The sequence below is a fragment of the Thalassospira lohafexi genome (assembly GCF_002844275.1).
Taxonomy (GTDB): domain Bacteria; phylum Pseudomonadota; class Alphaproteobacteria; order Rhodospirillales; family Thalassospiraceae; genus Thalassospira; species Thalassospira lohafexi.
On sequence record NZ_NXGX01000001.1, the window covers coordinates 109,808 to 123,142 of the forward strand.

11 protein-coding genes are annotated in these 13,335 nt (G+C 54.7%); 6 read left to right on the forward strand and 5 right to left on the reverse strand.

Going from position 1 to position 13,335, the window contains the following annotated elements; genetic code table 11:
- Nucleotides 1-53: 53 nt before the first annotated feature.
- From COO92_RS00475 to COO92_RS00485, 3 genes are all read right to left on the reverse strand, one after another.
- The gene (locus COO92_RS00475) at nt 54-632 is read right to left on the reverse strand and encodes a cob(I)yrinic acid a,c-diamide adenosyltransferase (protein ID WP_101298963.1); all 579 of its coding nucleotides are present in this window, start codon (nt 630-632) and stop codon (nt 54-56) included.
- Between the two features lie 53 nt (nt 633-685).
- Nucleotides 686-880: a twin transmembrane helix small protein gene (locus COO92_RS00480; protein ID WP_022730974.1), complete on the reverse strand. Its 195-nt coding sequence runs from the start codon at nt 878-880 to the stop codon at nt 686-688.
- Nucleotides 881-1,048: 168 nt separating this feature from the next.
- Complete coding sequence (locus COO92_RS00485) at nt 1,049-2,995, reverse strand: sigma 54-interacting transcriptional regulator (protein WP_101298965.1); 1,947 nt, start codon at nt 2,993-2,995, stop codon at nt 1,049-1,051.
- Nucleotides 2,996-3,208: 213 nt separating this feature from the next.
- On the opposite strand from COO92_RS00485, the gene COO92_RS00490 reads away from it, so the two are divergent.
- The 6 genes from COO92_RS00490 to COO92_RS00515 all read left to right on the forward strand — a co-directional run bounded on the left by COO92_RS00490 (nt 3,209) and on the right by COO92_RS00515 (nt 9,207).
- Nucleotides 3,209-4,666: a CmpA/NrtA family ABC transporter substrate-binding protein gene (locus tag COO92_RS00490; RefSeq protein ID WP_101298967.1), complete on the forward strand. Its 1,458-nt coding sequence runs from the start codon at nt 3,209-3,211 to the stop codon at nt 4,664-4,666.
- A 1-nt stretch (nt 4,667) separates the two neighbouring features.
- A complete protein-coding gene (gene ntrB, locus COO92_RS00495) occupies nt 4,668-5,498 on the forward strand; it encodes a nitrate ABC transporter permease (RefSeq protein ID WP_101298969.1) in 831 nt (276 codons plus the stop codon).
- Between the two features lie 11 nt (nt 5,499-5,509).
- A complete protein-coding gene (locus COO92_RS00500) occupies nt 5,510-6,436 on the forward strand; it encodes an ABC transporter ATP-binding protein (protein WP_101298970.1) in 927 nt (308 codons plus the stop codon).
- 38 nt (nt 6,437-6,474) lie between these two features.
- On the forward strand, nt 6,475-6,915 hold the full coding sequence (cynS, locus tag COO92_RS00505) for a cyanase (RefSeq protein WP_101298972.1): 441 nt from the start codon (nt 6,475-6,477) through the stop codon (nt 6,913-6,915).
- A gap of 289 nt (nt 6,916-7,204) precedes the next feature.
- The gene (locus COO92_RS00510) at nt 7,205-7,909 is read left to right on the forward strand and encodes a glutathione S-transferase N-terminal domain-containing protein (protein ID WP_101299963.1); all 705 of its coding nucleotides are present in this window, start codon (nt 7,205-7,207) and stop codon (nt 7,907-7,909) included.
- A gap of 131 nt (nt 7,910-8,040) precedes the next feature.
- On the forward strand, nt 8,041-9,207 hold the full coding sequence (locus COO92_RS00515; RefSeq protein ID WP_101298974.1) for an adenosylhomocysteinase: 1,167 nt from the start codon (nt 8,041-8,043) through the stop codon (nt 9,205-9,207).
- Nucleotides 9,208-9,284: 77 nt separating this feature from the next.
- On the opposite strand, the gene COO92_RS00520 is transcribed toward COO92_RS00515, so the two are convergent.
- Together COO92_RS00520 and COO92_RS00525 are read right to left on the reverse strand one after the other, a co-directional pair.
- The gene (locus COO92_RS00520) at nt 9,285-11,384 is read right to left on the reverse strand and encodes a methyl-accepting chemotaxis protein (RefSeq protein ID WP_101298975.1); all 2,100 of its coding nucleotides are present in this window, start codon (nt 11,382-11,384) and stop codon (nt 9,285-9,287) included.
- A gap of 235 nt (nt 11,385-11,619) precedes the next feature.
- Complete coding sequence (locus COO92_RS00525) at nt 11,620-13,287, reverse strand: acyl-CoA dehydrogenase family protein (RefSeq protein ID WP_101298977.1); 1,668 nt, start codon at nt 13,285-13,287, stop codon at nt 11,620-11,622.
- Nucleotides 13,288-13,335: the final 48 nt, after the last annotated feature.

Sequence of the window (13,335 nt, forward strand, 5' to 3'; positions counted from 1 at the left end):
ACTGTCTTGATACGGGACTGAGCCCTGCTTGAACAGGGGGTGTTTGCTTTTTGTTACCGCGTCAGACCGGGCTGCCACAGAATATCATCCTTGCCACCATTGTTGGCATGGCGGGCCAGAACAAACATATGGTCCGACAGGCGGTTGATATAGCGCACGGCCTCGGGATTGATAGACTCGATTCCCGCCAGTTCAACAATCAGCCGTTCGGCGCGGCGCGATACCGTGCGCGCCACATGGAGCTGTGCGGACAGGGCCGATCCGCCGGGCAACACAAATGATTTTAACGGATCAAGGTTTTCATTGATCTGATCAATCTCGGCTTCAAGCCGTTCGGTCTGTTTGGCGGTGATGCGAAGGGCGGGTTGTTCAGGGTTTTCGTTGCTGCCGTCGCCCGGCGTGCACAGATCCGCCCCCAGATCAAACAGATCGTTCTGAATGCGCGCTAGCATGGCATCCGCATCGGCATTGTCCGAGCAATGCAGCCGGGCAACCCCGATCACGGCATTGGTTTCATCCACCGTGCCATAGGCGGTGACGCGAATATCGTTTTTGGCAACGCGCGACCCGTTGCCAAGTGCGGTTTTGCCCTTGTCACCTGATTTCGTGTAGATGCGTGTCAGTTGAACCATGTGCCGTCCATTTTATGCAGGGGATGGAAGAAGGAATAAGAAGCGAGGCTGCGCTATTTTCCAAGCGCCATGAAAGACAGAATAAACAAAAGCAAAAGGGCGCCAGCCTGAAGCAGGACGCGCAGCTGCATCAATTTATTGGATTTTCGCGCATCGTTGCCGCGTGCCATGGAAATAATGCCCAAAACCAGCACGACCGCCACAGCCGCCATCGCGAGCAACGCGCCAATCTGAAGAAATGCAGCCATTGTTGTTTCTCCCTCGTTTCCAACTGTGATGTGTGTCGAAAACCTTGTTGTGCAATGACCTTGGCGGCGGCGTGACCCGACGTTGCATCATCACAGTTATCTTACAGGCGGCGACATGCTGCGCCAAACCGCCCGCCGGGGCAACCAGCCGTTACAAACTTTTCAAGATTATTCGGTGTTTTTGCCTGAAACAAAGTCACGTCGATCAATTTTGAATGTTTTGATACGCGATGCCAGCGTGGTTGGTTTGATGTCGAGCAGGATTGCCGCGCCATTCTTGCCAAAAATCTTGCCCTGTGTCGCCGTCAGGGCCTGAATGATGTTGTTGTATTCGGTCTGTTTGAGTTCGTTACGTGTCAGGATGTTGTTGTGTGGTGGGGGTGTCGGATCTGCTTTGGCGTCGATTGACTTTCGGCTGTCGCGGCCACCGATTTCAGGCAGATCGAAATGCAATTTGCCGTCATGTGCCAAGATCGCCGCCCGTTCGATGACGTTTTCAAGTTCACGCGCATTCCCCGGCCAGCCATAATGTTGCAGGGTGCGGACCTGTCCATTTGTCAGGGTGGGCTGTGCGATGTTCAGGCGCTGGCAGATGTTGCGCAGAAAATGGGTCGCCAGTGGCGGGATGTCATCGGTGCGTTCGCGCAAAGGGCGGCATTCGATTGGAAAAACATTGAGCCGGAAATAGAGATCTTCGCGAAAACGCCCCTGACGGACTTCTTCCTTGAGGTCGCGGTTGGTGGCCGCAATCAGGCGGACATTGACTTCACGCGTGCGTTCTTCGCCGATGCGTTCAAATTTTTGATCCTGAAGAACGCGCAAGAGTTTGCCCTGAAGTTCGAGCGGGATCTCACCGACTTCATCAAGAAACAGCGTGCCACGGTCGGCCAGTTCAAAGCGGCCAACGCGGTCGCGGATCGCACCGGTAAATGCGCCGCGAACATGGCCGAAAAACTCGCTTTCAAACAGTTCATGGGGGATGGCGGCACAGTTGACGCGCACAAGCACACGATCAGACCGTGTGCTGGCCTGATGGATGGCGCGTGCGATCAGTTCTTTGCCGGTTCCGGATTCCCCGGTGATCAGGACGTTGGCGTCAGTCGGGGCAACAAGATCAATTTGCTTGAGCGCCCCTTGAATGGCATCGGACTGGCCGATGATTTCATGGTGGTTGTTGGTCGAAAGAATTTCTTCCTGCAGATAGGCGTTTTCAAGTTCGAGACGTTCACGCAGACGATCAACTTCAGCCAGGGCAGCGTGGAGTTTTTCCTCGGCGATTTTACGTTCGGTAATGTCACGGAAAACAATCACCGCACCAATGACAAGCCCGTGGTCGCGAATGGGGGTCGAGGTATATTCGACGCGGATCGGTTTGCCGTCGCTGCGCCAGAAGACCTCGTCGTCAACGCGCCGTACGATGCCTTCGCGGAAGGCATTGTAAATCGGGCATTGTTCGGCGTGATAAGGTTCGCCGTCTACGTGCGAATGGTGAATGATCGAATGAATTTCCCGGCCAACCAAAGCATCGGCCGTCCAGCCCAGCATGCGTTCCGCCGCCGGGTTCACAAAGGTTGTTATTCCGTCACTGTTGACGCCGTAAATGCCTTCGCCAGCCGCCCCGAGAATCAACTGGTTTTCGCGTTCGATTTCACGAAAGAACCGTTCCGCGCGGCGCCATTCCGAAATCCCTTCGCGTAGATAGTCGTCGGCTTCTGAATCGACATCCCGGCGATGGCGGGCATCAAGGTCGGAAATGGTAACCGTCAGGTATTCCTGACCGTCAAGGATGATCGCCCGTGCTTCGTGTTCAAGTTTCAGTTCGGTGCCGTCCGGATGGGTCAGATCAAGGCCGCGGGTCCAGGCAAAGCCGTGATAGAGGGCGGCCTCACTAAACACGACAAGGCTTGGCACCTGGCCTTTGTGCAGTGCGCTCATTTTTGATGATTTAAGCGCCTCGATACTGCGACCCAGCAATTTGGCCGCCGCATCATTGGCGAAAACGATGCTGTCGGTTTTGGGATGAACCAGCAATGTTGGATGTGTGTGCGCCAAAAGGGCCTGAAGATGCAATGTCTCCAAGGGCATTGAAATAGGCCGATTTACATCGCGGTTCATCAGGAATTCCTACGATAATTCGTAATATTAATTACGAAAAGTCGTAAATTACGAATTTTCGTATCATCGAAAGGTGCCAGCCTTCAGCCCCGGAGTCCAGCGTTTCCAACGAAACGGTTGCGTCGCAGCAATCTGGCACGCGGGTTGCTCTTACCCTTGTGATGATTTGGTGCTGTTCAAGTTGGGCGGCGTAACAACACAGGGGGTGATCAAATGTCAGTTAAAAGTCTGGGCGATCCATTTAGTGGGGACAGTGATCTTCGGCACAGCAAGTCTTGTGGCTGCGAAGTTTGTGCGACCAAGGGGGAGCACACACATGCATCGCCTGCTGGTCAGGGTCATGAGGTCCAACACGATCTGGCAAATATGGCGGCACACAGTGACCTTGCGGTAAAGGCACCGGAAAGCAGCGAGGAAATTCTTGATCGTGCAATCGATAGCGCGATTGTCCGGTCGGTTTTCGGTCATGATGAAATTTCACGCCGTTCGTTTGCCAAAATGATTGGCGGCGGCACCATGATGGCGGCATTGGCTTCTGTCTTGCCAATCGACAAGGTCAAGGCGGCCATTCTTGATGATCTTGGCAAGCCGGAAAAATCAAAGCTGAACATCGGGTTTGTTCCGATCACCTGTGCGACGCCGATCATTATGGCCCAGCCAATGGGGTTCTATGAAAAATATGGTCTTGATGTTGATGTCATCAAGACAGCCGGTTGGGCGGTTGCGCGCGACAAGTCGCTGAACAATGAATATGACGCGTCACATATGCTGACCCCGATGCCGCTTGCGATTTCGATGGGGGCCGGTTCGACGGCAACACCTTTCCTGATGCCGGCCGTTGAGAACATCAATGGTCAGGCCATTGTTCTTCATAATGATCACCTTGATAAGCGCGACCCGAAGCAGTGGAAAGGGTTCAAGTTCGGCGTGCCGTTTGAATACTCCATGCATAACTTCCTGCTGCGGTATTACGTTGCCGAACATGGTCTTGACCCGGATAAAGACATCCAGATCCGTGTCGTTCCGCCGCCCGAAATGGTTGCCAACCTGCGTGCCGGGAACCTTGACGGGTATCTGTCGCCCGATCCGTTCAACCAGCGCGCCGTTTGGGAAAAGATCGGCTTCCTGCATATTCTGACCAAGGAGATCTGGGAAGGTCATCCGTGCTGCGCATTTGCCTGTTCAAAAGCGTTTTCAGAAGAGCTGCCAAATACCTATGGCGCGCTTCTCAAATCCATTGTTGATGCCACCCAGTATGCCGCCAAGCCGGAAAACCGTAAGGAAATTTCATCGGCAATTGCGCCAGCAAACTATCTGAACCAGCCGGTGCCAGTGATCGAGCAAGTCCTGACCGGACGGTATGCCGATGGTCTGGGTAACGTTCAAAACGTGCCTGATCGCATCGATTTCGATCCGTTCCCGTGGCACTCGATGGGGGTCTGGATCCTGACGCAGATGAAGCGCTGGGGCTATATCGAAGGCGACATTGATTACAAGAAAATCGCTGAAGAAGTCTATGTCGCGGCTGATTGCGCCAAGGTCATGAAGGATCTTGGCTATGAAGCGCCGACATCGACTTACAAGAGCTATTCGATCATGGGCAAAGAGTTCGATCCAGATCAGCCTGAGGCCTATGTCAACAGCTTCGCTATTGGCAAAGGGGTAAGCTGACATGCTGGCATCCTTGAATGCCAGGGCTTTGCTTTTGTCACTCGTGCTGCTGGCGGTCTTCCTTGGTTTGTGGGAGGCCGCCAGCCCGAAACAAGAACTCGCTGGCGAACTTACCGAATATGAACTTCTGATGGGCGGGGCATCACCAAAGGCTGCTGTCCCGCCGCCATCCGCGGTTTTTGCCAAGGCATGGGAGGAGCTTAGTGATCCTTTCTATGATGCTGGTCCCAATGACAAGGGGATTGGTATCCAGATTGGATATTCGCTGTATCGCGTTCTGAGCGGGTATTTCCTTGCCGCGGCGATTGCCATTCCGGTTGGGTTCCTGATCGGGATGTCGCCCTTGATGTATAAGGCGCTTGATCCCTTTATTCAGGTTCTCAGGCCGATTTCGCCGTTGGCGTGGATGCCGCTTGCGCTGTTTGTCATTCAGGACAGTCAGGCATCGGCGATCTTTGTCATCTTTATCTGTTCCATCTGGCCGATGCTGATCAACACCGCCTTTGGTGTGTCTGGTGTGCGCAAGGACTGGGTCAATGTGGCGCGAACGCACGAACTGGGTGCGATCAAAACCGCATGGATCGTCGTTCTTCCCGCCGCTGCCCCAACGATTTTGACCGGTATGCGCATTTCCATCGGGATCGCGTGGTTGGTGATTGTTGCCGCGGAGATGCTCGTGGGGGGTACCGGGATTGGCTACTACGTCTGGAACGAGTGGAACAACCTGGATTTGACCAGTGTGGTGTTCTCGATCGTGATCATCGGGGTGGTTGGCATGCTGCTTGATACCGCATTCGCCTATTGCGCCCGTCTTGTGCAGTACCAGGAATAAGGAGACCTGTTATGTCGACACCATTCCTGAGCGTACAGAACCTGAGTAAGCGTTTTCAGGCCCCCAAGGGCGGTGAGCCCCTTACGGTCTTTGAAAATGTCAGTCTTGGGGTCGAAAAAGGTGAGTTCGTTTGCATCATTGGTCATTCTGGCTGTGGCAAATCGACGATCCTGAACATTCTTGCCGGTCTTGATGAGCCGAGCGACGGTGCCGTGATTATGAACGGCAAAGAGGTCTCAGGACCGAGCCTTGATCGCGGGATCGTTTTTCAGAACTATTCCCTGTTGCCATGGTTATCAGCCCTTAAGAACGTGACCTTTGCCGTTCAGGCACGTTTTCGCAGCTGGAACAAGAAGCAGGTTCACGAGCATTCGATGAAATATCTCGAAATGGTCGGGCTTGCCGATGGGGCGGAGCTTCGTAAACCGTCACAACTGTCTGGTGGTATGCGCCAGCGAGTGTCGATTGCGCGCGCCTTTGCCATCCAGCCGGAGCTTTTGCTGCTTGATGAGCCGTTCGGCGCGCTTGATGCGCTGACGCGGGGCAGTATTCAGGATGAATTGATCCGCATCTGGTCGGGGTCGGATCAGACGGTCTTTATGATTACCCATGATGTGGATGAGGCGATCCTGCTTGCGGATCGTATTTTGTTGATGACGAACGGCCCCTATGCGCGGGTTGCCGAGTCCGTACAGGTCGAAATCGACCGTCCGCGTGAACGGGCCAACATCATTCATCATCCCGACTATTACGACATTCGAAATCATCTGGTGGAGTTTTTGGCAACGCGGTCGCGTGCGCTTGCCGGAAAGCAGGAAGGCACAGAACAAAGTGCCCCGAAGGTTGTCCGTTTCGGTGCCAACGCCGGGGCCGTCATTCCATCGGAAAAAGGCAGCAAACCGGGCGCTCGCAAGCGCGCGGTTAATGGGGCCGACTAATCAAAACAACGTGCTGTTATCAGAAGTGGAGAAAAGCCATGAAGAAAGTTGATGTCAAAGAACTGATTTTGGAAGCCAAGAAAGCCAAGGGTCTTGGTTGGGAAGAAATCGCCAGCAAGATCGGCATGTCGCCGGTTTGGACCACGTCGGTATGTCTGGGGATGAATTCGGCGCCAAAGGAAAAGGCCGATATGCTGGTGGCTGCCCTTGATCTTCCGGCCGAAGCGTCGGCTGTTTTGCAGGAATGCCCGATGAAAATCTGGGATCAGGCCGTTCCGACCGATCCGGCCGTGTATCGGATTTACGAAATCATGGGGGTTTACGGTGAAACCCTTAAGGAACTGGTCCATGAGAAGTTCGGCGATGGCATCATGAGTGCCATTGATTATGAAATGTATATCGAACGCAAAGCCGACCCCAAGGGAGACCGCGTTGTCGTCACCCTTGATGGAAAGTTTCTGCCTTATCGCGCCTGGTAACAGGTGACGGGCTTATAACGAACGGCAGTGGACGGATTTATCATTCCGGTGTCGCAGTCAGGTCAGGCCGGTCTGTTGGTGCAGATCGGCCTGACCTTTTTGTCTGCGGGGGATTGTTGATTGTTGATTGTGTGGAGTTGCGAAACAGTTCCTTGCCAATCAAGGACTGGCAGGACGATTGTTTCGTCCTAAATCTTGTTGATAGAAAATATCTTGTACGTTGATAATTGTGGTCAAAAGCCGCGATTTCTCAACCGGGATCAACACATGCAACAAGGATGACGATCAGATGGCAGACCGTTCCGCATTCGATATTACCAAACGCTGGCCCGCCAAAAATCCCGACATCTTGCAGCTTTATTCGTTTCCGACGCCCAATGGGGTCAAGGTTTCGATCATGCTTGAGGAAACGGGCCTTGCCTATGAAGCCCATACCATCAAGATCGGTGAGGATGAAACCTGGACGCCGGAATTTCTGTCCTTGAACCCGAACGGCAAAATTCCGGCAATTGTTGATCCCGATGGTCCGGGCGGCAAGCCGCTTGGCTTGTTTGAATCCGGGGCGATTTTGCAATATCTGGCCGAGAAAACCGGCAAGTTTTTGCCCGCCGATCCGGCAAAGCGGATTGAGACCCTGCAATGGGTTTATTTCCAGATGGCCGGACTTGGCCCGATCTTTGGGCAGCTTGGGTTCTTCCATAAATTTGCCGGTAAGGATTTTGAGGATAAACGCCCGCGCGACCGCTATGTGAATGAGTCAAAACGGTTGCTCGGCGTGCTTGAAACCCGCCTTGCCGGGCGTGACTGGATCATGGGCGATGATTATACCATTGCCGATATCGCAACACTTGGCTGGGTGCGGAACCTGATCGGGTTTTATGACGCCGGGGAACTGGTGGAATTTGACAAATTGGTCAATGTTCCGATCTGGCTCGAACGCGGATTGGCGCGGCCTGCGGTTCAGCGCGGGCTTGATATCCCGCCACGTCCATAGATCAGCAGCCTATGCCAATCGCGGTTTAAATTGAAGTTTGACCGAATGGTCAGAAATGCTTTCCATTCGGTCAGGCTGGCATTAACGTCCGGCCAGAAGATTCGCCCCACGACGTTAAGAGACCAGCCCATATGACCAGTCGCATCAAAGACCCGGCCCTAGCCACCCAGATCAACGACGAAACTCTTGCCTGGCGGGAAGTTATCTGTCCGGTGACAGCGAAATACGGAAATTATGTCGCCAAACGTGATTTGCGCGACAAAACCATCGTCAGTTTCCAGCATGTTCTGGAAGATACCATTCCGACACTTTTGCCCTTTGTCAAAGCCGGGGCCAAGGTAAAGGTCGGGGCGTGCAATCCCGACAGTACCGATGACGTTGCAGCGGCGTATCTGGCGGCCAACGGGGTTGAGGTGCATGCGTTTTCGGGCATGACGCCAGATGAATATGCCAAAAGCATCGATATCCTGTCGTCCGAGCCCGCCGACATTGTCGCGGACATGGGCGGTGAACTGATTGAGGCGTTTGTTCAAAAGGGCCAGAAGGTTGACGGCGCGCTTGAGGCGACGACCACTGGTGTGCACCGGGTGGAGAAACTTGATTATGCCTTCCCGGTGTTTAACTGGAACGATATCGCGATCAAGGATCGCCTGCATAACCGCCATCATGTGGCACAGGAAATGTGGCCGGTGTTTTCCAATGTGACGGGATTGGCGCTGTATGGCCGGTCGGTTCTGGTGATCGGGTTTGGTCCGGTGGGGCGCGGTGTTGCCGAACGTGCGCGTAATCTGGGTGCTGTGGTATCGGTTGCCGAACGTGATCCGGTGCGCGCGCTTGAAGCCCAGCATCACGGGTGCCGGGTCGTGGCGCTTGAAGACGGTTTAAAAGAAAGTGCGATCATTGTCACCGCGACGGGGCTTTCGGGCATTCTGGGCGAAAAACAGATCAAAATGGCCCGCCGTGGGGCGGTTCTGGTCAATGTCGGGCATTCCAATACCGAGATTGATGTCGCCTGGCTTGATACCCAGAAGCAGACCAAAATGCGCCGCTATATCGAGCGGTTCGAGCTTGATAACAACCGCGAGGTTTATCTTCTTAATCGCGGCAGTTTGTTGAATCTGGCACCGGGTATGGGCGGATCGGGCAAGGATCTGTTTGATCCGTTTTCCGCCATCCTTATTCGCGGCATTGACTGGCTGGCATCGGGTGGGGCGGCATCGTTCAAGCCGGGGTTCTATGCGTATCCGGGCGAAATCGAACGTGAAATCGCCGAAGCGATCCTGCATTCACACAGCTAAGTTCCGATGACAGCAGAACGCAAAACACCCCGGCGATGACCGGGGTGTTTTTGTGTGTGCGGATTTTGACGATCCGGTCAGGCGCGATAGCCAATGCGCAGATTGCCCCATTGTTCGCCGTTAACCATGATCGGCACATCGCATTCCTTCATGAAGACGACGCTGTCGCCCATATCGCGGAAATAGGTTTGCAGAAGATGGGGTTTGGTATTGCGCGCCGCCATCAAACCGGCCCGGTCATCAAAGATGCGCCGGTTGCGACAGTTGCCCATGTTCCATGCCGGTTCGCCGGGACGTTGGGGTTGACTGTAAATCTTGTTGTGGGTCGGAAGATAGCCGTTGAAATCGACCCCGGCGGCAAAGACGATGTGCTTGTCCTTTTCAAGGACGGCTTCCTGAAGCGGGGTGAAGTTGCGGTCCGTGAACGCGATATAGGGCGTCATGAACTGTTTGGGATCACTGCCCGCAATTGACTCGTAACGCGGACTGAACAGATCGTCGTGCTCGACTTCCTTGTTGCGCAGTCCTGTTTCAAGAACCTTGCCAAGTTCACCGGCCAGTTTCATCCCGATATCGGCGATCTTGCCGTCATGTTCGTGGGTTTTACGCAGATGGTCGAGAATGACCTCATAGGCCTGATCGTCGACTTCGGTGAACTGAACATGGGTCCCAAGGTTTGAGACGGCCTTGACAATCCCATGCAGAACCGTGCCATCGACCATGGTGATGATGATTGGTTTGGCCCGGTCCTTTTCACTGGCGTCAATGCGGGCCAGCAGTCCGGAAGGTGACATGTCCGCCGTCACCCCGCTTCGGACATCGCCGCCACCAAAATCAACCTTGATGTCGACGGCAATCGGGGCGCGTTCTTCGTTGCGGCGGTTGGTGTTATCGGCACTGCGCAAGACACCACGGAAACGGCTTTCCATTTCGTTGATGTCGTTGCGGATGTTGGAGGCCAGAATACGCAGGTTTTCAGCGGTTTCACTGGCATTTTGGGATTTGTCACTGGCCAGTGCGATGTCGCTTGAAATCCCCTGCATGTGGGTCGAGACTTCCTGCGCACTCGATGAAATTTCGGCAATCGCGGCGGTTTGTTGTTCGACCGACGCGGAAATATCCGATGAAAGCTGGCTGACTTCGTCAATCGCGCCACCGATGCCTTCAATCGCGGTCACGGCCTCAGACGTTGCCCCCTGAATGGCGGTGATTTGCGAATTGATGTCGAGGATGGCTTTTTCGGTCTGGGTCGCGAGGTTTTTGACCTCGTTGGCAACCACGGCAAAGCCCTTGCCAGCGTCCCCGGCACGCGCGGCCTCGATGGTGGCGTTCAGGGCCAGCATCTTGGTCTGATCAGAAATGCGTTTGACGATATCAACAACCTTGCCGATCTCGCTTGCGGTGTCTGACAGGCTGTTCATCGTCTGCGATGTTTCGCGCGCGCGAGTTACGGCCTGACCGGCAATGTCATTGGTTTTATGAATGCGGTCGGCGATCTCATGGCTGGATGCCTGAAGTTCTTCGGTCGCGGATGCCACGGTTGAGACATTGTTGCTGGCGATTGCGGTGGTTGAGGTGATCCGTTCGACCAGACTGGAAAGGTCGTTGGCATCGTTTTCCATGGCTTGCGCCACGTCATTGGTACGGCCCGCCTGAAAACCGACTTCGGATATGATGTTGTCGGTTTCACGTTCGATGATTTCGGACATCGACTGGACTTCGGATGCCGAACGGCGCTGCATTTTCTTTGCCTGAATGGCCGACATCAGGCTTGCCATATCGGCCATCAAAAGGCATTGGGCCGCATCAATGAAGGCAGGGGTGTTGCGTGTACGTTTTGTGCCCGAGGCCAGTGACGCACAGCTTGCCGCTGTGGTGTGATAGGCCTGCACCAGACGGTCGGGCGAAATATCGGTTGCGGCGTCGGCGAGCAGGTGCTCATCGAAGCACTGGTTAAACGCGCTGGCAGAAGTGGCATTGGCCATGGCGCGGAAACGGTTGGCAAGACCGTCAACAAAGCTTCGCGGATCGCCGGGATCGGCGCTGCTTTGGCCGGTGCCAAACAATTGGCCAATCAAGCCTTCTGCCAGTTGGGTGGCATGTTGCTCAAAAAGGTCCTTTGTTTCACCTATGCGCGCATAGATTGTGTTTTCAGACGTTGCAGAGGCGTGATTCATTTTTACGTCTCTCCCTTTTCCCCTAGCGGCGCATTGGCCGGTTTTGCGCAGATTCTTAATACTCTGCGTTCATGTCTTTGAAGTCTACCACTACCCGTCGGGGGACGAGATATCATACTTTAGGTTGATACGAAAAAGTGGCCCGTCAAGACTGACGGGCCAAGTTTGCCCTCGTTGGTTACAGGGGCCACGGTTCGAGATGTAAATTTATGTCAGGTTTCAATCTGTTAGCGGGTCAACGGCCCAGAATGCCGCGGGTGACGACCTGTGCCTGAATTTCAGCAGCGCCTTCAAAAATATTCAAAATACGGGCATCACAGAGGACCCGGCTGATTTGATATTCCAGCGCATAACCATTGCCGCCGTGAATCTGAAGCGCATTGTCGGCATTTGACCACGCGACGCGCGCGCCCAGAAGCTTTGCCATGCCGGCCTCAATGTCGCAGCGGATATCCTGATCCTTTTCAAGGGCCGAGAAATAGGTCAACTGACGGGCAATCATGGTTTCCACGACCATCCATGCGACCTTGCCATACACACGCGGAAAGGCATAAAGCGGTTTGGAAAACTGCACACGGTCCTTGGCATAGCGCATGCCGATTTCAAGGGCGTTCTGGGCAACACCAACCGCACGGGCCGCGGTTTGAATGCGCGCAGACTCGAACGTTGCCATCAGTTGCTTGAACCCCTGTCCTTCGTCGCCGCCCAGAAGGTTTTCGCTGGGCACCTCGAACCCGTCAAACGACAGTTCGTATTCTTTCATCCCGCGATAGCCAAGAACCTCAATCTCGCCGCCGGACATGCCGTTGGCCGGGAAGGGATCATTGTCCGTGCCGCGTGGTTTTTCCGCCAAAAGCATCGAAAGCCCGCGATAGCCAGCTTCATCCGGGTTGGTGCGCGCCAAAAGCGTCATCAGGTCAGACCGGGCGGCATGGGTGATCCAGGTTTTGTTGCCGGTGACCTTGTACGTATCGCCATCCTTGACCGCACGGGTGCGCAAATGGGCAAGATCGGAACCATTGTTTGGTTCGGTAAAGACAGCGGTCGGCAGGATTTCACCCGATGCCAGTTTGGGCAGGTAATGCTGTTTTTGTGCGTCCGTCCCGCCAAGGCGGATTAGTTCGGCGGCAATTTCCGACCGGGTGCCGAGCGACCCGACCCCGATATAGCCGCGTGACAGTTCCTCGGTCACGACGCACATGGCGGTTTTGCCCATGCCAAGCCCGCCGAATTCTTCGGGGATGGTCAGGCCAAACACACCGAGTTCGGACATCTCATTGACGATTTCAATCGGGATCAACTCATCGCGTTCGTGCCAGCCGTGGGCATGGGGGGTGACCTTTTCATCGACGAAACGGCGGAACTGGTTGCGCACCATATCGAGCGTTTCGTCTTCAAGGCCGGTTTCGCCAAACTGGCCGGTATCAAGGCTGTCTTGGATTTCATGGGCAATGGCGCGCCGCGTGGCATCCGAGTTGCCATGGGTCGCCAGCATTTTAACCGATGGGTTGGCCGAGAATGCCGTAATGACATCGGTGGGAACGCCAAGGGTCGATAGGCGGATAAACTCGCCCTGCGACATGGCAATGCCGCCTGAAATCTGGGCCAGATATTCGCCAAAGGCGGCTTGCAGGATAAGCTTTTCAAGTGTGCCGTATTTGCCCTGTGTGTTCAGGCGTTCTGACCAAGCCTTCATTTGTTGAAGGGCGGTGACATAGGTCGTGAACCAGGCAAAGCCATGGGCGGCAAACTGATGTTCATCAAAGGCGGCGGCATCAACCTTGCCGTCGATGGTGACCGCCGTGCGCAGGGCATTTTCGGCGGCATCATACACAGGTGCCAATGCCGACACGGCGTCGTCACACAGACGGTTCAAATCAGCAAGCAGGGCGGTTTCGGTCATGGTTCTGGTCCTCGGATCGGCAATCATGTGGGGCGATTGCGCAACAGA